The organism is Leifsonia sp. 22587 (assembly GCF_052044215.1).
Classification (GTDB): Bacteria; Actinomycetota; Actinomycetes; order Actinomycetales; family Microbacteriaceae; genus Leifsonia; species Leifsonia shinshuensis_C.
This window is the reverse complement of the sequence record NZ_JBQENB010000001.1, coordinates 1-21,334: the sequence shown is the minus strand read 5'-3', so window position 1 is coordinate 21,334 and position 21,334 is coordinate 1. Positions and strand designations below refer to the sequence as shown.

General features: G+C 70.0%; 19 protein-coding genes. 8 read left to right on the top strand and 11 right to left on the bottom strand.

Annotation, left to right across the window (positions count from 1 at the left end; genetic code table 11):
- Positions 1-80 precede the first annotated feature (80 nt).
- The 4 genes from ACTJI1_RS00095 (at position 81) to ACTJI1_RS00080 (ending at position 4,227) form a co-directional block, all read left to right on the top strand.
- Positions 81-845 carry a nucleotidyltransferase domain-containing protein gene (locus ACTJI1_RS00095; RefSeq protein ID WP_440741055.1) on the top strand — a complete coding sequence of 255 codons (765 nt, stop codon included), beginning with the start codon at positions 81-83 and terminating at the stop codon, positions 843-845.
- Positions 846-983: 138 nt separating this feature from the next.
- Entirely contained in the window at positions 984-2,429 is a 1,446-nt protein-coding gene (locus ACTJI1_RS00090; RefSeq protein WP_440741054.1) for a DUF6421 family protein, read from the top strand.
- A complete protein-coding gene (locus ACTJI1_RS00085; RefSeq protein ID WP_440741053.1) occupies positions 2,426-3,157 on the top strand; it encodes an SDR family oxidoreductase in 732 nt (243 codons plus the stop codon). The genes ACTJI1_RS00090 and ACTJI1_RS00085 overlap by 4 nt, the downstream gene beginning before the upstream one ends.
- Complete coding sequence (locus ACTJI1_RS00080) at positions 3,154-4,227, top strand: threonine aldolase family protein (protein ID WP_310131827.1); 1,074 nt, start codon at positions 3,154-3,156, stop codon at positions 4,225-4,227. The genes ACTJI1_RS00085 and ACTJI1_RS00080 overlap by 4 nt, the downstream gene beginning before the upstream one ends.
- A 211-nt stretch (positions 4,228-4,438) precedes the next feature.
- Here the strand turns inward: ACTJI1_RS00080 and ACTJI1_RS00075 are convergent, their stop codons facing one another.
- The 6 genes from ACTJI1_RS00075 to ACTJI1_RS00050 are packed head-to-tail and all read right to left on the bottom strand — an operon-like array spanning position 4,439 to position 10,417.
- Entirely contained in the window at positions 4,439-5,302 is an 864-nt protein-coding gene (locus ACTJI1_RS00075; protein ID WP_440741052.1) for a phytanoyl-CoA dioxygenase family protein, read from the bottom strand.
- A gap of 14 nt (positions 5,303-5,316) precedes the next feature.
- Entirely contained in the window at positions 5,317-6,255 is a 939-nt protein-coding gene (locus tag ACTJI1_RS00070) for a glycoside hydrolase family 43 protein (protein WP_440741051.1), read from the bottom strand.
- Between the two features lie 2 nt (positions 6,256-6,257).
- The gene (locus ACTJI1_RS00065) at positions 6,258-7,244 is read right to left on the bottom strand and encodes a glycoside hydrolase family 43 protein (RefSeq protein WP_440741050.1); all 987 of its coding nucleotides are present in this window, start codon (positions 7,242-7,244) and stop codon (positions 6,258-6,260) included.
- Positions 7,241-8,131, bottom strand: coding sequence for a carbohydrate ABC transporter permease (locus ACTJI1_RS00060; protein ID WP_440741049.1), 891 nt, complete (start codon positions 8,129-8,131; stop codon positions 7,241-7,243). Before ACTJI1_RS00060 ends, ACTJI1_RS00065 begins: the two co-directional genes overlap by 4 nt.
- A complete protein-coding gene (locus ACTJI1_RS00055) occupies positions 8,128-9,111 on the bottom strand; it encodes a carbohydrate ABC transporter permease (RefSeq protein ID WP_440741048.1) in 984 nt (327 codons plus the stop codon). The genes ACTJI1_RS00060 and ACTJI1_RS00055 overlap by 4 nt, the downstream gene beginning before the upstream one ends.
- The gene (locus ACTJI1_RS00050; protein WP_440741047.1) at positions 9,104-10,417 is read right to left on the bottom strand and encodes an ABC transporter substrate-binding protein; all 1,314 of its coding nucleotides are present in this window, start codon (positions 10,415-10,417) and stop codon (positions 9,104-9,106) included. The genes ACTJI1_RS00055 and ACTJI1_RS00050 overlap by 8 nt, the downstream gene beginning before the upstream one ends.
- 204 nt (positions 10,418-10,621) lie before the next feature.
- On the opposite strand from ACTJI1_RS00050, the gene ACTJI1_RS00045 reads away from it, so the two are divergent.
- The 4 genes from ACTJI1_RS00045 to ACTJI1_RS00030 all read left to right on the top strand — a co-directional run bounded on the left by ACTJI1_RS00045 (position 10,622) and on the right by ACTJI1_RS00030 (position 14,494).
- The gene (locus tag ACTJI1_RS00045; protein ID WP_310131839.1) at positions 10,622-11,632 is read left to right on the top strand and encodes a LacI family DNA-binding transcriptional regulator; all 1,011 of its coding nucleotides are present in this window, start codon (positions 10,622-10,624) and stop codon (positions 11,630-11,632) included.
- A 61-nt stretch (positions 11,633-11,693) separates the two neighbouring features.
- Positions 11,694-13,481: a glycoside hydrolase family 2 protein gene (locus ACTJI1_RS00040; protein ID WP_440741046.1), complete on the top strand. Its 1,788-nt coding sequence runs from the start codon at positions 11,694-11,696 to the stop codon at positions 13,479-13,481.
- Positions 13,482-13,582: 101 nt separating this feature from the next.
- Positions 13,583-14,017 carry a hypothetical protein gene (locus tag ACTJI1_RS00035; protein ID WP_440741045.1) on the top strand — a complete coding sequence of 145 codons (435 nt, stop codon included), beginning with the start codon at positions 13,583-13,585 and terminating at the stop codon, positions 14,015-14,017.
- Positions 14,018-14,179: 162 nt separating this feature from the next.
- Complete coding sequence (locus ACTJI1_RS00030; RefSeq protein ID WP_440741044.1) at positions 14,180-14,494, top strand: hypothetical protein; 315 nt, start codon at positions 14,180-14,182, stop codon at positions 14,492-14,494.
- Positions 14,495-14,572: 78 nt separating this feature from the next.
- Here the strand turns inward: ACTJI1_RS00030 and galU are convergent, their stop codons facing one another.
- The 5 genes from galU to ACTJI1_RS00005 form a co-directional block, all read right to left on the bottom strand.
- Positions 14,573-15,628 (bottom strand): UTP--glucose-1-phosphate uridylyltransferase GalU, encoded by a 1,056-nt coding sequence (galU, locus tag ACTJI1_RS00025; RefSeq protein WP_440741043.1) that lies wholly within the window; start codon positions 15,626-15,628, stop codon positions 14,573-14,575.
- Between the two features lie 100 nt (positions 15,629-15,728).
- Positions 15,729-17,129, bottom strand: a complete 1,401-nt coding sequence (locus ACTJI1_RS00020; protein ID WP_440741042.1) for a UDP-glucose dehydrogenase family protein — start codon at positions 17,127-17,129, stop codon at positions 15,729-15,731.
- Positions 17,130-17,160: 31 nt separating this feature from the next.
- Positions 17,161-18,651: a glycoside hydrolase family 26 protein gene (locus ACTJI1_RS00015; RefSeq protein WP_440741041.1), complete on the bottom strand. Its 1,491-nt coding sequence runs from the start codon at positions 18,649-18,651 to the stop codon at positions 17,161-17,163.
- On the bottom strand, positions 18,644-20,176 hold the full coding sequence (locus ACTJI1_RS00010) for a glycosyltransferase family 2 protein (RefSeq protein ID WP_440741040.1): 1,533 nt from the start codon (positions 20,174-20,176) through the stop codon (positions 18,644-18,646). Before ACTJI1_RS00010 ends, ACTJI1_RS00015 begins: the two co-directional genes overlap by 8 nt.
- Positions 20,177-20,618: 442 nt before the next feature.
- Positions 20,619-21,209 carry a nitroreductase family protein gene (locus ACTJI1_RS00005; RefSeq protein WP_440741039.1) on the bottom strand — a complete coding sequence of 197 codons (591 nt, stop codon included), beginning with the start codon at positions 21,207-21,209 and terminating at the stop codon, positions 20,619-20,621.
- Positions 21,210-21,334: the final 125 nt, after the last annotated feature.

The window sequence follows — 21,334 nt, the reverse complement described above, 5'->3', positions numbered from 1 at the left end:
AGTGTCGGCGCCGGCGCGCCCCGCCTCCTGCCGACGCGCGACGGGCCGTTACCATCGCGGGATGCCGTTACCATCGCGGGATGGATGAGGCGATCGAGCGACTCGTGACGCAGCTGGCCGCCCTCGACGGCGTGCAGGCTGTGGCTCTCGGCGGTTCCCGCGCGACGGGCGACGAACGCCCGGACAGCGACTGGGACCTCGGGGTCTACTACCGCGGCACCTTCGACCCGGACGCCGTCCGGGCGCTCGGTTACCCCGGCGAGGTGTCCGAGCTCGGCGCCTGGGGTGGGGGCGTGTTCAACGGCGGCGCCTGGCTGCGCGTCGGCGGCGTGCCCGTCGACCTGCACTGGCGCGACCTCGACGTGGTCGAGCGGGAACTGGCCGACGCCGAGGAGGGACGGATGCACATCGAGCCCTTGTCCTTCCACCTGGCCGGAATCCCCGGGTACATCCTCCTGGCCGAACTCGCGATCGCCCGGGTGCTCGCCGGCGAGCTGCCACGCCCCTCGTACCCGCCGCGGCTCCGAGAACGGGCACCCGCCGTCTGGGCCGGTACGGCTCGCCTGCACGCCGCGTACGCGCGGAGCCACGCCGCCTCCGGGCGGTCGGCCCAGTGCCTCGCGACCCTCACGGTCGCCGCGCTCCAGACCGCGCACGCGTCGGCCGCGGCGAGCGGTGTCTGGGTGACGAACGAGAAGCGGCTGCTCGACCGGGTCGGTCTTCGGGCGCTCGACGACATCGTCGCCGCGGCCGGGACCGAGCCGCGCGGTCTGCTCGATGCCTGCGACCGCCTCGAATCGTTGTGCACGCCTGTGTGGACAGCCGCCGATCAGGCCGCACGCTAGCGATTAGCTGCGCCTTCAGCGCAGATCGCGCACTTTTCCGCCGGAATGGACAACAAAACGCTTGCGATCCCCGGATAGGCTCGTTCCATTCACACCACTGCCGCGTGCGAGCGGCCGACCAGCGACGGGAGGTTCGTCATGTCTCAATTCGTCCAGCACTTCACCGCAGACGCGATTGTCGGGGAGCCCGAGGTCGTCGAGGACGGCCGACCGGTCCGCGAGGTCGCGAACGATCCCGCCTGGCTGCGCCTGAAGGATGCGGCCATCGCCCTGCAGGCGCTGCAGGTCAAGGACGGCTCCGTCGAGAACGAGGCCGACCGGCCCGCCGCCGCCGAGCACGTCCGCACCATCGTCGACTCGATCGCCGCACTCGCACCGGCGTTCCCGCACGACGCGTCCTACCTCGCCGCGCTGCAGCGCGATTTCGGCCGCTGGGCGGACGAGGGATTCGGCGTGCCCGACTTCCTCGACGCGCTCAACGAGTTCCAGCCGCAGCAGCACCGCGTGGACGGGCTCGGCCACCTGGTCGTCTTCCCGATGTACACGCAGAACGGCAGCCCGAACCGGCTCGTCGAGGCGCTGCTGGTCGAGGTCATCTGGCCCGACTTCATCGCGGAGCTGGAGGCCGGCGACTACGGCAACAAGCTGTTCGTCGCGCTGCGCTTCGTCGACTTCACGCCGGGCTACGACACCAACTCGGCCGTGCTGTTCCCCGAGACCGTCGCCATGCGCGAGATTCCGTCCTTCACCTGGGGCGCGATCTTCCAGGACCGCGAGGCGGCACGCTACCGCCGCGTCGTCCGGGCGGCCGCGGAGATCACGAAGCTGGAGCTGCCCGCGGACGCGGCCGCGATGCTGGGCGACCAGCACCTCACGGAGGACACCTTCGTGATGTGGGACATCATCCACGACCGCAGCCACATGCGCGGCGACCTGCCGTTCGACCCGTTCATGATCAAGCAGCGGATGCCGTTCTTCCTCTACTCGCTGGAGGAGCTGCGCTGCGACCTGACGGCGTTCCGCGAGTCGGTGAAGCTGGAGCGCGAGCTCGGAGCCCTGCCGGAGTCGGAGCTGTCGGACGCGCAGCGGGCGATCCGCGACCACGCCCACCTGGTGCAGTACGCGGTGATCTTCGACCGGATCTTCCGGTTCGCCATCACCGGCAGCCGCGTGCGCAACTACGACGGGCTCGGCGGCCAGCTGCTGTTCGCGTGGATGCACCAGCACAACGTGCTGCACTGGACGGACACCCAGCTCACCATCGACTGGGAGAACGTCCCCGACGTGGTCGTCGCGCTGAGCGACCGGATCAACGACCTCTACTGGCGTTCGATCGACCGCCCGAAGGTGGCGCACTGGCTGGCCGCCTACGAGATGCTCACCGAGACCCTCACCCCGCACCCCGCCTCCAACTGGGCGCGCGGGCTGTCGGACGAGGTGCTGGCCGGACCGCCGAAGGGCTACACCGACCAGGTGCTGGACGACGAGTTCCCGCTCTCGATGTTCTACGAAGCGCTGAACAAGAAGATGGCAGGAGTCATCGAGTCCACCGCCGGCATCACCGGAACGACCGACGCGGCATGACCGACGCCCCCACGGCGGACCAGGCGGCCCGGCCCTCTTCGGAGGCCGGGCCGCTCGGCGCGGACACCGTCCGCGGCCGTCTCGTCCTGATCGCGGGCGCCGCGAGCGCGTCGGGCGAGGCGGTCGCCCGCGCGCTGGTGGCGGCCGGCGCGACCGTGCTGGCGGTCGGAACCCGGCAGGAGGCGCTGGATGCGCTGGCCGCGGCGGTCCCCGGCGTCGACACGCGACCGTGCGATCTGTCCGACAGGGATGCGGTGGCCGAGCTGGCCATGCGCATCCACCTGAAGTTCGGGCACATCGACGGCCTCATCCACCTCGTCGGCGGCTGGCGCGGCGGCGGCGGGATCGCCGGCCAGAGCGACGAGGACTGGGAGTTCCTGGAGCGGGGCTTCCGTACCCTCCGGAACACCACCCGCATCTTCTTCGACGACCTCGCCGCCTCCCCCGCGGGCCGGCTGGCCATCGTCTCGTCGACCGCCGTCGACAAGCCGTACCCGGGCGGCGCGAACTACGCCGCGGCGAAGGCGGCGGCCGACGCCTGGGTGCGCGCCATCGCGCAGGGCTTCGCCAAGCAGGCGCCCCGGTCCGCGGCGACCGTCTTCGTCGTGAAGACTCTCGAGGGCCTCGAGCCACGGCTCGGAGACGAGGTCGTGCGCCTGTGGGAGCAGGACGCGGCGGCGGTCAACGGCCGACGCATCCCCCTCGAGCCTGAAAGGATGGACGGGTGACGCTTCAACTCCACGACCTGACCCTGCGCGGCTTCGCCTCCGACAACTACGCGGGCGTGCATCCCGAGATCCTCGACGCGATCGCCGCCGCCAACAACGGCCACCAGATCGCCTACGGCGAGGACGTCTACACGGCCCGCCTGCACGAGGTGTTCGCCGACCATTTCGGTGCCGGCGTCGAGGTGTACCCGGTGTTCAACGGCACGGGCGCGAATGTGGTCGGCCTGCAGTCGATGCTGCCCCGCTGGGGCGCCGTCGTCTGCGCCAAGACCGCGCACATCCACACCGACGAGGCGGGAGCGCCCGAGAAGGTCGCCGGCATCAAGCTGCTGCCCGTCGAGACCCCCGACGGCAAGCTGACGCCCGAGCTGATCGACCGGGAGGCTTGGGGATGGGGCGACGAGCACCGTGCACAGCCGCTGGTCGTCTCCATCACGCAGACCACCGAGCTCGGCACCGCCTACACGGTCGACGAGATCCGGGCGATCGCGGACCACGTCCACGCCCGCGGCATGAAGCTGCACATGGACGGTTCCCGCATCTCCAACGCCGCGGCGACCCTCGGCCTGCCGCTGCGCGCCTTCACGACCGACGCCGGGGTGGATGTGCTGAGCTTCGGCGGCACCAAGAACGGCATGCTCTACGGCGAGGCCGTCGTCGTGCTCAACCCGGAGGCCTCCGAGGGCCTGATCTACCTCCGCAAGCTGAACATGCAGCTCGCCTCCAAGATGCGCTTCATCTCGGCGCAGCTGATCGCCCTGCTCACGGACGACCTCTACCTGCGCTCGGCCTCGCACGCCAACGCGATGGCCACCCGCCTCCGCACGGCCCTCGAGGCGGGCATCGCCGACGGCAGCATCCAGGGTGTCGGGTTCAGCCAGAAGACTGAGGCGAACGGCGTCTTCGCGACGCTGCCGTCCGGCGTCGCCGACCGCCTGCGGCAGCACTTCCGGTTCTACGACTGGGATGCGGCCAACAACGAGGTGCGGTGGATGTGCGCCTTCGACACCACGGAGGACGACATCGACGCGTTCGTGGCGGCGCTGACGCAGGAGCTGCGGGACGCCTGAACCGCTTACCCCCCACACTGGGTAGGTGTCGGGGTACAAAATTGTCCTCCATTTGACCTACACAACGCGGACTTTTCGTGTAGTCTCAAAGAGCGCAGGAGGAACCCGAATATCCATCTTGCGTAACCCCGAACGTATGCCGGGCCGTAGGAAGAAACCCTAGTCTTCCCACAGCCCGGCATCGTGGTTTAACGGCGAACGCTCGGCTCCGTCAGGCGTCGCCCATCATGAGGCCCTCGATCGTGTGCTTCTGCGTGATCGGGGTGAGCTCATCCACCACCGGGCACACCAGATGGCGACGGACGCGCTCGGGCAGCGACTCGTAGAAACCGTGGGTGACCGCCATGTCGTGGTGCTCCGCGTTCCCCGCGCCGGGCGCATCCACACCCAGCACCAGGACCGGGCGCGAGAGGTCGGACGTGTTCTGCGTGCCGCGGTGCAGCGTGAGCGCCGAGCGCGCGGAGACGTCACCGCGCTGCGGGTACTTGCGCACGGCACGCTCCAGGAACCGGGGGTAGAGCTCCGGCTTCGGGAACATGTCGTGCTCGAAGCCGACCGGCAGGTCCCACTGCGTGCCGGGCGCGATCTCGAACGGGCCCATGTCCTCGGCGGTGTCGACCGCGGTGAGGTTGAAGGCGAGCGACGTCAGCCGGCCGGTCTGGATGGTCTCGTCGGGCATCGGGAAGTCGCGGTGCCACGGCTGGTCCTTCGCGCCGGGCCCGGGAACGTCGAAGCCGAGCTCGACGATCTGGTAGTCCGGTCCGAGCACCGCCTCGCAGACGCCACGCACCCACGGGTGATCGACCAGCTCCAGCCATCCCCGCATCTGCTCGGGATGGATCTCGACGTAGTAGCGCTTGGTCCCGCGGCCGACCGCGCCGCCCGGCCGGCCGAGGGCCTCCTCGAAGGCGACCTCGATGTCCTCGCGGAGCCGGTCGGCCCACTCGGCGGAGAAGGCGCCCTTCTTGCCGACGATCCCGTCGGTGTAGATCGTCTCGACGGCGTTCCGGAGCTCCGGGTCGAGGCCGGTGGTGTCCGGGAGGGTGGGGGTGACGTGCGGAACCGCGTCGTCCATGGTCGTCGTTCCTCTCAGGTGATGGTCTGCGCGAGCCGTCCGTCGCGCGCGTGCTGCTCGATTCGCAGCGTGCCGAGGTGGAGCTGCCGGGCCGTCGACTCCGCGTTCCACGAGTGGAACGCGATCACGTCGCCGCCGTCGGGCCCGGTCGTGAGCGAGTTGTGTCCGGGCCCGCGGAGGTCGCCGCCGCTCTTCAGCAGCGGGGGCTGATCGACGTGGGTCCAGGGGCCGAGGGGATGCGCGGCGACCGCGACCCCGACGGCATAGCCGGGGCCGGTCCACGCGCCGCCGGAGTACGTCAGCCAGTACCGGTCGTCCCGGTGCAGCACCGCAGGACCCTCGAGGGTGTGCCAGTCGAAGCGGCGTCCGTGGATGAGCCGGTCGCGCTCGTAGAGCTGCCAGTCGGCGTCCGGGGCGAGCACCGCCGTGGGCGCAGCCGCAAGCGACGTCATGCCCGCGTCGAGCGGTGCGACGGCCAGGTGGGTTCCCGGGCGCTCGTGGTCGAGCACGTCCCGGGCGAAGAACAGGTACCAGCGGCCGTCGTGGTCGCGGAACGGATGCGCGTCGATCGCGAAGAGCTCGTCGGGCGTCAGGTCGACGCCGAGGTCGTGGAACGGCCCGGTCGCGGACTCCGCACGCGCGACGCGGAGGTGGTGACCCTCGATGCCGCGCCCGACGGAGTAGTACATCCAGAACGCGCCGTCGGCCTCCGCCACTTCGGGCGCCCAGTAGTCGTCGCCGAAGCGGCCGGGGAGTCGCTCGAGCACCGGTCCGGCGCTCTCCCAGTGCTCCAGGTCGGGCGAGACGAGCGCCTCGAAGACTCGGTCGCCGTCGCTCTCCGGGTGCGTGCCGTAGGCGACGTAGCCGCCGTCCGCGAGCCGGAGGACGAACGGGTCGGCGAAGTAGCCGTCCCACACCGGACCCCAGTGCCGCGTCACGCGAAGCGACGACACGCTCACGATGCGAGCTCCGGAAGGCCGTTCTTCCACGTCACCGGGACGGCGTGCATTCCCCGGTAGGCGAACGCCTCGTCCCACGAGTGGAACAGCATCCAGTCCTTGCCCTGGAAGGTCACGAGATCCTCGCCGCCCGGTCCGAGATACCGTCCCTTGGTCCCCGGGGTCGACAGGAGCGGCTGCTTCGACTTCGTGTACGGCCCGAGCAGGCTCTTCGCGGTGGCCGCTCCGGTCACGTACGAGGAGTTGGCGTAGTCGTTGGCGGAGTAGAGCAGCACGTACTCGTCGCCGTGCCGGACGATGACCGGGGCCTCGACGAGCTTGCCCTCCCACGACTCCGTCTGCTTGATCAGCCGGGTGGGCTCGCCGGCGAGGGACGCGCCGTCGGCGGACAGCGGCTGCGCGGAGATCCACGTGTCGTAGCCGCAGCAGTTGCCGTCGTTCTTCCAGACGAGGTACCGCTGGCCGTCCGCATCCGCCGTCACGCTCGCATCGATCGCTCCGCCCTCGTCGACCGGGCACACGAGCGGCTTGTCGGCGGTCGACGTGAACGGGCCCTCCGGCTTGTCGGAGAACGCGACGCCGATGCACTGGAACTTGCTGGCCGCATCCGACGCCGTGAAGTACAGGGCGAAGCGGCCGTCCGCGAGCTCGGCCGGTCCGGGCGCCCACGTCTTGCCGGGCAGGGCCCATGACGGCAGCTGGGGTAGCGCATCCTGGTCGGAGACCGTCCAGTGCTTCATGTCGGTGCTGGACGCCACCTGCACATTCACGGCGCGGGTGTTCGTCGCATAGGCGTAGACCCGGTCGCCGACCACCAGCGCCCCGGGATCGGGGAAGTCACTGTCGATCTGGAACGGGGCGATCGACGACGACGGCTCTCCGCTCGGCGCCGAGCCGGACGAGCAGCCCGTGAGCGCGGCGGCGAGGGCGACCAGGCCCGCCGCCGCCGTCGCCGCTCCGAGCATGCGCCGGCGAGCCGTCATCCCTTGACCCCGCTGGTGGCGACGCTCTCCACGATCTGCTTCTGCGCGAAGAAGAACAGGATGAGCACCGGCACCGAGGCGATCACCGCGCCGGCCATCACGATGGCGTAGTGGGTGGAGTACGCCCCCTGGAGCTGCGACAGACCCGGCTGCAGCGTGAGGTTCTCCGGGCTGAGGAGCACGTAGACCGGCCACAGGAAGTCGTTCCAGTTGGCCAGGAAGCTGAGCACGGCGAGCGTGGCGAGCGCCGGGCGGGCCAGCGGGAGGACGATCTGCAGGAAGATGCGGAAGTCGCCCGCACCGTCGATGCGCGCCGCCTCCTCGATCTCCGCGGGGAGCCCGACGAAGAACTGGCGGAGGAAGAACACGCCGAACGCGCTGGCGGCCCCGGGGATGGTGATGGCCCAGATGGTGTCGAGCCAGCCGAGGTTCTGCACGATCAGGTAGTTCGGGATCAGGAAGATCACCGGCGGCACCAGAAGCGTCGCGACGATCAGCCCGAACACGATCCGCTTGCCCCAGAACTCCAGGCGGGCGAGCGCGTAGGCGGCCATGGAGGCCGTGACCAGGATGATGACCGTCTGCAGCGCCGCCGCGGCGAGGCTGTTCAGGAACCAGCGGAACACCGGCTGCTGCCCGCTCGCGAGCGTGGTGTACGCCTCCGTCGAGAACGGGTTCGGGATGGCGGAGTACGGGTTGCGGATGGCGTCGCCGTCGGTCTTGAACGACGTGATCAGGATCCACAGCAGCGGCAGGATGACGACCAGCGCGAGCACGATCAGCACGGCGTACAGCACGCTCTTCCGGAGGGCGCGCTGCGGGCTCTGCTTGCGGCGGGCGGCCGGCCGCTGGGTCGCGGTCGTCTCAGGGGCGGTCGTGGTGGTCATGAGGCGCTCTTCTCCGCCCGCTCCCGCTGGAGCCGGAAGTTGACGATGCTGATGATCGCGAGGAAGGCGAAGAGCACGTAGCTCATCGCGGAGGCCGCGGCCATGTTGTTCTGCGACAGACCCTGGTCGGCGATGTACATGATCGCCGTGCGGGTGGTGTTGCCCGGCCCGCCCTTGGTGATGAGGAACGACTGGCCGAACATGTTGGCGCTCGCGAGGATGGTGATCGTAATGACGAAGGTCATCACCTGGCGCAGGCCCGGGAGGGTGACGCTGAAGAACTGACGGACCGCTCCGGCCCCGTCGAGCGCCGCCGCCTCGTAGAGGTCGGGACTGATGCCCTTGAGCCCGGCGAGGATGATGACGGTGTTGAACCCCATGGTCCACCAGACCGTGACGCCCGCCAGGGTGACCCACACCCAGGGCACGTCGACCGTCCACGGGATGTTGTCCGAGAGCCCGATCATGCCGAGCAGGTGGTTGACGATGCCGGACTGGGTGTCGAGGAGGTACTTCCAGATCACGCCGATGACGGCGACGCCCAGCACGTACGGGGCGAAGAAGACGCCGCGGAAGAACGATCCGGCCCGGATCCTCTGGTTGAGCAGCACGGCGATGAGCAGCGGGATGATCAGCAGGAACGGGACGCTGGCCAGCGTGAAGATCAGGGTCGCCAGCATCGACTGCCAGAAGTCGCCCGAGGTCGCGCTGCCGGGGGTGAACAGGTCGATGTAGTTCTGCAGCCCGATGAACTTCTGGGTGGCGCGGAACGGGCTCCAGTTGGTGAGGCTGATCCAGAGGCCGAAGACCGCCGGTGCCAGGACGAACACCACGAACAGCACCAGGAACGGCGCCAGGAACAGGTAGGCGACGCCTGTGCGTCGCGGGGCGCCGGGCCGGCGGCCCGCGTTGCGCCCCTGGCGGAGCAGGCGTGGTGCCCCGGCTTCCCGGGGCACCACGATCGAAGCGGTCTCAGTCACCGTACTTCTCTTTGTTCTGCTTGAGCAGCGTGTCGGCCTTGGCCGCCGCGTCGTCGAGCGCCTGCTTCGGGTCCTTCTTGCCGGTGATCGCCTCGTTCACCGCGGTGGTGATCGTGGCCTCCACCGTGGTGATGCCCGCGGCGATCGGCTCGTAGTGCGCGTAGGGCAGCTCGTCGAGGAACGGCTTCAGGTTCGGGTAGGTCTGCACCAGCTTCGGGTCGTTGCGCACCGAGTTCTTGGCGGGCAGCTCACCGGTCTTCGGCCAGTCCGCCGAGTTGTCGTTCATCCACTTCACGAACGTCGCCGCGGCCGCGGTCTTGTTCTTGTCCTGGCCCTTGTTGTTCATGAACATCCAGTGGGTGGAGGACGACCAGACGGCCTTCTCGTCGCCGATCTGCGGCACGGCGACCGCCTGCCACTTCAGCTTGTCGAACGCGGTGTTCGTCGTCTGCCAGACGCCGTTCCAGTTGAACGCGGTCTTGCCGGCGATGAGGGCGTTGATGTTGCCGTCCTGGGCGACATCGGCGGGGCTGTAGCCCTTCTTGATGAGGTCGGTCATCCAGGTCAGCGCCTTGACGCCGGCGTCGGAGTTGAACGTCGCCTTGGTCGCGTCCTTGTTGAACAGGTCGCCGCCGTACTGCCAGAGCAGGCTCTCGAACTCGAACGTGCCCGTGAAGACGTAGCCGTCCACCCACTCGCCCTGGACGCCCGCTGCCTTCAGCTTGTCGAGCGCGGCGAGGTACGACTCCTTGTCCTGCGGGATGGAGTTCGGGTCCACGCCGGCCGACTGCAGCACGTCCTTGTTGACGTAGAGGCCGAGCGGCGTGACGCTCCACGGCACCGCGTACTGGCCGCCGTTGTACTTGCCGGCGTCCAGCAGCCCCTCCGGGAAGTCGCTGGCCTTGTAGCCGAGCGACTTCACGATGCTGTCGGCCTTGAGCACGAGGCCCTGGGCCGCATAGGTCGCGATGTCGTCGCCGTGGCCGACCGCGACGTCCGGGCCCTTGCCGGCCTTGACCGCGAGCGGCATCTTGCGGGCGATGTCCGCCCACTCCATCGGGACGTCCTTCACCACGATGTTCTTGTGCTCGGAGTTGAACTTGTCGACGAGCTTCGGAACGAGCACGGGGGCTGCGCCACCGGTCCATCCGTTCCAGAAGCTGATGGTGACCTTCGGTCCGGTGTAGTCGCCGGAGGAGACTTCGGCTCCTCCTGACCCGGAGCTGCTTCCGCAGGCCGTCAGCGCGAGCCCGAGGCCCGCGGTGACCGCGACGGCGATCGCGCGTGCGGCGAATCGCTTCTTCATGTGATCTCTCCCTTGAGTGAGCCGCTCACGCGGGGGCCCCGCCGGGGCGGGAACGTGATCGGTTGGTGCTGGAGCCGAGACACCCGGCATGTTCCGTGAATTTACAGCGCTGGACATCCGGTGTCAACCAGGCGTGACCGGTATGCGCGCCGCGCTGTAGAGTGACCCCGCGGGAAACCGCATCATGACGCGAGAGGATGCGCGATGGCGGTCAGGCTTCAGGACGTGGCGGAGCACGCCGGCGTCTCCATGAAGACCGTGTCGAACGTCGTCCGCAATTATGCGCACGTCAGTCCGCAGATGCGGGAGCGCGTGCAGCGTGCGATCGACGAGCTCGGGTACCGGCCCAACATCATGGGCCGACGGCTGGCGACCGGTCGCACGGGGCTGCTGGCGCTCGCCTTCGCCGACGTGACGCTGCCCTACTTCGCGGAGCTCGCCCGGGTCGTCGCCGACGAGGCGGAGCGGCGCGGCTACCGCGTGCTGCTGGAGCAGACGGAGGGCACGATCGAGGGCGAGCGCGCGGTCGTGACGGCGAGCGAATCGGGCCTCGTCGACGGCATGCTCTTCCAGCCGAGCGTCATGAACTCGGCCGAGCTGGCACAGTCGCGCTCCGACATCCCCCTGGTCGTGCTGGGCGAGAACGCGGCGCCGCTGACGGTGGACCGCATCATGATCGACAATGTCGAGGCGGCCCGGACCGCCACCCAGCACCTGCTGGCGCAGGGCCGCCGCCGGATCGCCTTCGCCGGCCACGAGAGCCCCCGGCGGACGCGCACCTCCGAGCTGCGCATCGCGGGCTACCAGCAGGCGCTCGAGGATGCCGGGATCACGCCCGATCCGGCCCTCCTCATCTCCAGCCAGGCCGTGACCGCGGGCAACGCCGTGCGCGCCGTGGGCGCCGCCCTCGACGGCGGCCTCCGGTTCGACGGGCTGGTGTGCCGCGACGACCTGGCGGCGATCGGCGCCCTCCGCGCCCTGCAGGAGCGGGGCCTTCGGGTGCCGGAGGACGTCGCGGTCACCGGCTGGGACAACACGCCGATGACCGCCGTCACGTATCCGTCCATCACCTCGGTCGCACCGGACATGCGCGGCCTCGCCTCGCGGGCCGTCGACATGCTCCTCGAGCGGATCTCCGGATACGACGGCATGGGCCGCCACGAGCTGGCGCCGTTCTCACTGGTCTCCCGGGAGAGCGCGCCCGCGATCCCCTGACGGGCCGTTCCGGTACCTTTACCGGCTTTACAGCGCTGCACGAATCGTGCATGCTAAGTGGATGCTCACCGAGGAACGCCGCGTAGGGGCGGCCACCGCACAGGACGGACGCTACCCGCGCCCGCAGCTCGTCCGGGCCGACTGGCTCGACCTGTCCGGCGCCTGGACCTTCGCCTTCGACGACGACGACCGGGGCCGCCGCGAGCACTGGGAGTCGCGGGGCTCACTGCCCGGCGTCATCCAGGTGCCGTTCCCCTTCGAGTCGGAGGCGTCCGGCGTCGGCGACACCGGCTTCCACCGCGTCGTCTGGTACCAGCGGACCGTCGTGCGCGACGACCTGCCGGCAGGCGAGCGCATCCTCCTCCACCTCGGCGCGGTCGACCACGACTGCGAGGTGTGGGTGGACGGCCGCTCGGCCGGCCGCCACGAGGGCGGGTCGACCCCGTTCACGCTCGACATCACCGACCTGGTCGGCGACGGCGACGTCTCCATCACGGTCCGGGCCGAGGACGACCCCGCCGACGTGGCGCAGCCGCGCGGCAAGCAGGACTGGCGGCACCATCCGCACTCCATCTGGTACCACCGCACGACCGGCATCTGGCAGCCGGTCTGGGTGGAGGCCGCTCCCGCCGTCCGGGTCGAGCAGCTCCATTGGGTCACCGACGTCCCGCGTGGCGAGGTGACCGCGCAGGTGCGGCTGAGCCGGCCCGCGCCCGCGGGGACGAGCGTCCGCATCCAGGTCGCCGTGGGCTCCGACGAGCTGGCGACGCTGGATACCTCCGTCTCCGGCCGCGAGATCGAGGTCCCGTTCCGCATCCAGCGGCAGACCAACGGTCAGGCGTACGAGGAGCTGCTCTGGTCCCCGTCGCGCCCGACGCTCCTCGACGCGACGGTCAGCCTCCGGGTGCCCGGAGCCGCCGAGGACGTGGTGCGCTCGTACTTCGGGCTGCGCTCGGTCGGCGTCGAGGGCGGGCGCTTCCTGCTCAACGACCGGCCCCTCTACCTGCGGTCGGTGCTGAACCAGGGGTACTGGCCGGCGTCGCACTCCGCCGCCCCGAGCGCGGACGCCCTCCGCGCGGAGGCGCAGCTCATCCTCGACCTGGGCTTCAACGCCACGCGGCTGCACCAGAAGTACGAAGACCCGCGCTTCCTCTACTGGGCCGACCGGCTGGGACTGCTGGTCTGGTCCGAGGCCCCCGCGGCGTACGCGTTCACCCCGGAGGCCGTGCGCCGCAGCGTCGCCGAGTGGTCGGCGATCCTCGACCGCGACCGCTCGCATCCCTCGATCGTCACCTGGGTGCCGCTCAACGAGAGCTGGGGCGTCCAGCACATCGCCCACGACGAGCGGATGGTCTCGTACGCGAAGACGCTCGTGCAGCTGACCAAGACCCTGGACCCGAGCCGCCCCGTGATCTCGAACGACGGCTGGGAGCACGCGGACTCGGACATCCTCTCGATCCACGACTACGACTACGACGCGGGCCGGGTCGCCGAGCGCTATGCGACCCGGGAGGGCATCCTCTCGGCCTCGTTCACGCTGCCCGGCCGGCGCCTGATCGTGGATGCGGCCCAGCGGACGGACGCGCCGATCATGCTCACCGAGTTCGGCGGCATCTCGTACACCGAGAACGGCCCGGAGGACGCCTGGGGCTACTCGACCGCGACCAGCGCGGACGACCTCGTGGAGCGGCTGCGGGCCCTGGTCGGAGCGGTGCGGTCCGCCGCGCCGCTGGCGGGCTACTGCTACACGCAGCTCGCCGACACCGGCCAGGAGACCAACGGGCTGGTCTTCGAGGACCGCCGCCCCAAGGCGCCGATCGAGGAGCTCCGGGCGATCTTCGGCGCCTGACGCCTCGGCGCGGGGCGTCCGCGATACGCCGGCTGTTGTGGCGACGCACGGAAGAGCAGAATGGCGCCGACGCCCTGACCGTCTCTCCTCGAGGAGTGCCCATGTCCGCATCCGCCACAGCGGTGAGCCCCGCCGCCACGAACCTCCTCCGCCGGTCCCGCGAGGCGCTCGTCGCACTCGCCGTCCAGTACCTGCTGGGGATGGCGGCCAACCTCATCGGCGAGCCCGACAGCGCCCTGGTTGGCGTCATCGACACGATCATCGTCATCCTGCACGTGCTGGTCGCGGTCGGGCTGATCGTGGTCGCCATCCGGGCGCTCCTGGCCGCGCGGGCGGCCGGCGTCGGCCAGCGGCTCGCCCTCTGGGCGCTGGTGGTGATCGTGCTCACGTTCCTTGCGGGCGTGCTCACCATCACGCTCGGCAGCGACTGGGCGTCGTACGCCATGGCGACGGGCTTCCTGGTCGCGGCTGCGCTGTACGCCGGAACGTTCCTGGCGTCGTACCGCGCCGAGCCCGCCCCGGCCTCCGCACCGTAGGCTCCTCGCCGCACCCTCCGCTCTCCGTGCCGAGATTTGTGCCAAATCGCGGTTTTCGCGGCGGCATAACCTCGATTTGGCACAAATCGTCCCGCTGAGGGACGCGACGAGAGCCGCATCGCCGCCTGTCGGGGGAGGCGCACGCGGCGTACCGTGCGTTCCATGACCGACACCCGAACCGTGGATGCGGAGGTGCTGCCCGACGCCGAGGTCGCCGGGCTGAGCGCCAAGACCGTCGCCCACGTCATCCACTACCGCCGCAAGACCTACGTGACCAAGCCGGCCGAGGGTTACGCGCTGCTGAAGCGGGTGCGGACGCTGCTCCGCGACGGGACCACCGACCTCGTGCCGCTGGTGCACCGCGACGGCTTCGTCTGGCTGGCCGTCGGGCCCAGCATCCCGATCGCGATCGACGAGATCGAGACCGACGCCGGCCACAGCGAGAAGCACACGCTGAAGCGGCTCGGCCTCGACTGACCGACGGGCGGTCGCCGCCGTCGATCCGCACGGGAGGCGCGTTGGGGGTCGGGGTGCGCCTCCCGCACGGACCGGGCCTCAGGCGCCGACCGCGGCCTCCAGCTCGCGCTCCGGCTCTGCCGGGATCGGTGCGGGCGCCTTGGCGGGCGCCACGCGCTTCGGCGCCGGCTTGACGGGGGTCTCCGCGGCCGGGACCAGCGACGGCATCGCCGGCAGCGTCGGGATGGGCGCGGTCTCCGCGGGACCGGCCGTCGTGGCGAACTCCTTCAGCCAGGGCAGCAGCTCCGGCCCGAGGTCCTCGCGCGCGACCGCCAGCTGAACGATCGCCTTCAGGTAGTCCAGCCGGTCCCCCGTGTCGTAGCGGCGACCGCGGAAGATGACCCCGTGGACGCCGCCGGTCCAGGCGGGCGCAGTCGCGAGGCCCTGCAGCGCGTCGGTCAGCTGGATCTCGCCGCCCTTGCCCGGCTCGGTCTTCTCCAGGATGTCGAAGATCTCCGGGCGCAGAACGTAGCGGCCGATCACGGCGTAGTTCGACGGCGCGTTCTCGCGGCTCGGCTTCTCGACCAGGCCGGTGATCCGCACCACGTCGTCGTCGTCCGTCTCGACCACCGCGGCGGCGCCGTACAGGTGGATGGACTCCGGCGGCACCTCCATCAGGGCGACGACGGTCGTGTTGAGCGCGTGCTGCACCTCCAGCATCCGGCCGAGCAGCGGGTCCCGGGCGTCGATGATGTCGTCGCCGAGCAGCACCGCGAACGGCTCGTGCCCGATGTGCATCTTGGCGCGCAGAACGGCGTGGCCGAGGCCCTTCGGGTCGCCCTGCCGCACGTAGTGCATGTCGGCGAGCGACGTGGAGTAGCTGACCTTGAGCAGGCGGTCGTGGTCGCCCTTCTTCGCCAGGGCGTCCTCGAGCTCGGCGTTGCGGTCGAAGTGGTTCTCGAGCGCGTTCTTGTTGCGGCCGGTCACCAGCAGCACGTCGTGGAGGCCGGAGGTGACGGCCTCCTCGACGACGTACTGGATCGCCGGCTTGTCGACCACCGGGAGCATCTCCTTGGGCATCGCCTTGGTCGCCGGGAGGAAGCGGGTGCCGAGTCCCGCCGCCGGGATGACCGCCTTCGTCACGTAACTGGTCATGTCTTCTCTCCTTGTCTTCTCCGCCGAGGTGCACGTTGTTGTGGTCGACACGCCGTGCGACTGCGCAACAACGTGCACCTCGACGAAAGGGGTAGCGGGGTCAGCGGACGGGGGCCAGGGCGGCGAGGTCGTCGGCCAGGGGCGCGACCTCGGGGACGGTGCCCATGGCGTAGAGCGACCATCCGGCACGGCTCCACGTCCCGGCGTCGAGGCAGTTGCGGCCGTCGATGACGGTGCGGTTGCGGACGATGGATGCGAGGGCGGCCGGGTCGGCGGACGTGAACTCGTCCCACTCGGTCAGTACGACCGTCAGGTCGGCGCCGGTCAGCGCCTCCTCCATCGAGTCGGCGTAGCCGAGCGTCGGGAAGAGCCGCTGCGCGGTCTCCCGCGCCTGCGGGTCGTACACGACGACCTGGGCGCCGCGCAGGTGGAGGGCCGCCGCCACGTTGAGCGCGGGCGAGTCGCGCACGTCGTCCGTGTGCGGCTTGAACGCGGCGCCGAGCACGCCGATCCGGCGGTTGAGCACGGAGCCGCCGAGCGCCTTGAGGGCCAGGTCCATGACCCGCTGGCGGCGGCCCATGTTGATCTCGTCCACCTGCTGCAGCAAGCCGACCGCGGCGTGGGCGCCGAGCTCGTTCGAGCGGTGCATGAGGGCGCGGATGTCCTTCGGGAGGCAGCCGCCGCCGAAGCCGAGGCCGGCGTTGAGGAACTGCCGCCCGATCCGCTTGTCGTGGCCCAGCGCGTCCGCCAGGAGCGACACATCCGCCCCCGCCGCGTCGCAGACCTCCGCGATCGCGTTGATGAACGAGATCTTGGTGGCGAGGAACGCGTTGGCGCTGACCTTCACCAGCTCGGCGGTCGGGAGGTCGGCGACCAGCACCGGCGAGCCCTCGGCGATCGGCTTCTGGTAGATGCGGCGGAGGGTGGCTTCCGAGCGGGCCGAGGTGCCGCCGAACACGAGGCGGTCGGGCGACAGGGTGTCCTCCACCGCCTTGCCCTCGCGGAGGAACTCGGGGTTCCACACCAGCTCGACGTCGATGCCCGCGGGCACCGCATCCGCCACGATCGCGCGGAGCCGCGCGCCGGTCCCGACCGGCACCGTCGACTTCCCGACGATCAGGCCGTCGTGGGTGAGGTTCTCGGCGATCCCGCGCGCAGCAGCCTCCACGTACGAGAGGTTGGCGGCGAAGGAACCCGACTGCTGGGGCGTGCCGACGCAGATGAAGTGCACATCCGACACGGCCACCGCCTCGGCGAGGTCCGTGGTGAAGGTGAGGCGGCCGGCGGCCACGTTCCGGCGGATGAGCTCGGGCAGGCCCGGCTCGAAGAAGGGTGCGCGCCCCTCCTTCAGCTCCTCCACCTTGCGCGGGTCGGTGTCGACGCCGACGACGTCGAACCCGAGTTCGGCCATGGCGGCGGCGTGCGTGGCGCCCAGGTAGCCGGTGCCGATCACGCTGATGCGCGGGGCGGGCTGGTCTGCGGTCTTCTTCGGAGCGGTCATGGGATCGTCCTTTCTGGTGGTCTGCGGAAGGTCAGGGGGCCGGGGTGAGCTCGAAGTCGTCCTCGGGACGCGTGAGCCCGGCGATGAAGGCGGAGAGCGAGTCGGAGCGGGAGTCGATGCGCCAGTCGTTCGTGGCGCGCTCGCCCTGCACGTAACTGGTGATGGCGAGGTTGAACCAGCTGAACCCGATCACATCCGAGTTCTCCGGTTCGCCCAGCGCCTCGAAGAACGAGGTCACCCAGGCGGCCTTGTGCCCGCCGATCTCCGAGGCGCCGACCTCGGACAGCAGGATCGGCTTGTCGGTGATCGCTCGCAGCATGTCGAGGGTGGTCTTGTAGGTGTAGTCGAAGGTGAACGCCTGGTTCGCCGAGTACGGCGGCCGCAGGTAGCCCGACACGCCCACCCAGTCCACGTACTCGTCGCCCGGGTAGAGCGAGCGGAGGTAGGTGTCCGAGCGGAGGGACGGCGAGAGCTTGTTGACGATGTTCGGCGACCAGTCCCAGATCACCAGGTCATTGGCGCCCTCCTGCTGGAAGATGTCGTGGACGTGCCGCCACATCTTCACGTAGTCGCCCGCGTTGTTGCCGTTGATCGTGCCGCCGTTGCCGTCGGACTCCGACCAGGGGTACCAGTTGCCGTTCATCTCGTGGTCGAGGCGGATGGCGAGGGGCAGGCCGGTCGCGACGATGTCCTTCGCGTACTGGTGCAGGTAGGCGTCGAAGTCGCCGCCGATGATCTTCGGGAGGGAGTAGGCGGGAGAGTCGACGACGTTGTTCGCGTCGCCGATCGGCCGCGACTCCCAGGTCAGCAGGGGCATCCGGCCCTGCTGCCAGGCGCGGGTGACCGCGTTGGCGCGGAAGTTCTCGTCCCAGCCGCTGAAGTAGCCGACCATGTTGGGCGCGACGCCGACCTTCGCGCTGGTCGCGTCGAACGTCGCCCAGTTGAACGGCGCCTGCTCGGTGTACATGCCGAAGTAGCGCTTGTCCGGGTTGACGAGTGCGGCGCGCGACGGGGCGGTGATCGGGGCCGCGGAGGAGCCGGAGCCCGACCCGCCGCCCTTGCTGCCGGATCCCGTCGAGGTGTGCGAGCCCGCGGCGGACGCCGATCCGGAGGCGCTCTTCGCCTGCGCGGCGGAGAGCTGCGCCTGCACGCTGGCGAGCTGCCCCTCGGCCGCGGACGCCTTCTGCTGGGCGGTGGCGAGCTGCTTCGCCGCCGCGGCCTGAGCCGCGAGGGAGGCCTTCTGCAGAGCGGTGAGCTTGCCCTTCTGGGACGCGATGGTCTCCGTGGCACGGTCGAGGTTGCGCTTCAGCTCGGCGTTCTGGGCCGCGATCGGGTTGATCACGGCGGTGGCCTGGTCGACCGCCTTGCGGAGCGGGGCGCCGGTCGGCGACACCCAGACGTAGGCCGAGATTCCGACCAGCACGGCGGTGAGCACGATGGCCGCGGCCGCCGTGGCCTGCGAGCGGGACTTGGACTGGGACCACCAGGCGGCGGTCCGCGAGGGAGCGGTCTGGTCAGACAAGGAAGAGAGCCTCCAGGGTCAGGATCGCGATGCCGATCAGGTAGGGGATGGCGGCGTAAGGGTTGAGCTTGCGACGACGGCTCTTTGCGGGCTTGGGGGCGGGAGCGGCTGCTGCCGCCTTGGCCTCGGCCCGGGTGGCCAGCTGCGTGCGGGTGGCCAGCGCGGTCGCGGTGGTCATGCCGCCGACGGAGTCCGGGAGCGCGGGGGCCACGTGGCCCGACGGAGCGGCCGCGGTGGTGTGCTGCGCGATCTCCTCCTCGGAGCTGATCTCGCCGGGGCCGCCGGCGTAGGCGCCGGCGCGGGTACCCCATCCACTGGCGTGCGCCATCCGGAAGAACCCGATCAGGCGGATCGGCATCAGGAAGAAGGTCGACACGATGATGAACACCGGCAGACGGAAGAAGTCGCTCGGCTTCTCGGAGAGGTGGCGGATCTGGCGGATCGACATGCTGATCACCGACGACGCGACCATCAGCGCCACGACGGTGAGGATGCCGCCCTCGATCCCGTAGGACTTCAGGAAGCCCTCGTAGAAGTTGTAGCCGCCGCCGGTGATCGAGCGGTAGATCCAGCCGCCGATGACGCCCGCGAGCATGAACGGCAGGATGATGTCCATCACGAAGAAGAACGCCAGCACCGGCGCGTGGCCGAGCATCCACGGAAGCATGCGCAGCGTGTTGTACTGGCTGCCGCGCGCCCAGCGGAGCTGCTGCTTGAAGAGCTTCTTCACCTTGAGCGGGGCATCCGTGTAGACGAGGCTGGTGTGCTGGTAGACGGTGCGGTAGCCCTCCTTCAGCGTGAGGTTCGTCAGCGTGCGGTCGTCGGAGACCTCGAGGAACACGCCGAGGAATTTCTCGGTCATGAACTTGTCCATGACCCGCATCAGGATCGAGCGGCGGAACGCGATGGTCCGGCCGGGAAGGCAGCCGATCTGGCCGACGACGCTCTGCGCGGGCATCGAGTAGAGCGCGCGGGAGTTCTCCAGCCAGTCCGCCCAGCGGGTGATCCAGCTGCGGGCCGGCTCCAGGATGCGCTGCTTGGTCGTGACGCCGCCGACGCGCTGGTCGGCGAACGGCTTGACCAGCTCGGCCAGGGTGCCCTCGGTCCAGATGGTGTCCGAGTCCACCAGCACCGTGATCTCGCCGGTCGACATCTTCGTCCCGATCATGACCGCGTTGCGCTTGCCCGGGATGGGCGTGTGGACCCACCGCACGAGCGGGGCGAACTCCTCGCAGACCTCCGCCAGCTCGGGGTTGGGGGCGCCGTTGATGACGACGATGATCTCGCCCGGACGCTGCTCGACCATCCGGCCGAGCACGTCGCGGAACAGGTCGAGGGGCTCGTCGACCACGGGCACGACGACGCTGGTCGTGCCGTGGAACTCCCCGGTGTAGGCCCGGTAGCGGCGCGACATGAGCACCTTGACGATCCAGATGACCCAGATCAGGGCCGAGTAGACGGCGAAGAGATAGAACTCGGGATGGCCGCCGAGCATGTGGCGGAGTTGAAGAAGGAAGATGAACACGGACGGGACCTCTCACTGTGGTGGGGGTGGCATCCGCAGCACTGGGGATCTGGTCGGGGTTCGGGTGAGGTCAGTTCTACGTGAGGGTTCGAGTGACCCGCAAGAGGGGGTCGACGGGGCCGTTCCGGCGTGTCGCGGAGCGCTCTGGAGGCGCGGGTCCGTCGTCAGGCGGACAGCCGGCTGGGAGCGGTGAGAGAACGCTCAGGGCCGGCGGGGCCGATGAGAAAGGGCCGATCAACCGATCTTTGCGGCACTGCGGCGGGTGCCGGGGCGCGCATCCATGACACGCCCGGACTGCCCCGATTTTGTCCCCCGGTCGAGGGCCCGCCGCGGCCCTCCGTGAATGTTACGAACTTTTACACCCGGGACACATGCCGTTCACACGACGAAGGGGCGGCCGCCGGATCGGCGACCGCCCCTTCGAGCGATTTCGTGCGCTGCGTCAGTCGTTGACGACGACGATGTCCGCGAGCGGCAGGCGGGTGCGCGGGGCCTGCTCGCGCTGGCGGAGCGGCTCGGGCAGCGACTCCGCGTCCCCGACGGTGCCGAGGGCGGTGACCGAGACGGGCTCGAAGCTCTCGTCGATCTCGAACGCGCGGCGCAGGCCGTCGACGTCGAAGCCGCCCATCTGGTGCACGTGCAGGCCGTCGTGGTGGGCCTGGATGCTCAGGTGCGCGACAGCCTGACCGAGGTCGTAGGTGGCCCAGCGGCGCTCCTTGCCCTCGGCGTCCACCAACTCGGCGACGGCGACGATGAGGACGCCGGCGCTCCCGGCCCACACCTGGTTGAAGCCCATCAGGTTCGCGACGATGGCGTCGAACGCCTCGGACCCCCGACGGGCGACGATGAAGCGCCACGGCTGCGTGTTGGCGGCGGACGGCGACCAGCGCGCGGCCTCGAGGGCGGCGGTGAGCTTGTCCTCGTCGACGGGGGCGACGGGGTCGAAGGCCCGCGGGCTCCAGCGCTCGGCGAGCACGGGCAGCAGCGGGACGGAGGTCTCGGCGGTGCGGACGGGGGCGGATGCGAGGGACATGGATGCTCCAGAGATGCTGATGTACAGGGGACGCGGCTCCATTGCCTGGCTATACCCATGTGAACACATCGATCCGGGACGGCATTCCCGAGTGCGCAGCTGAGTCCCGGGCGTCATCGACGCCC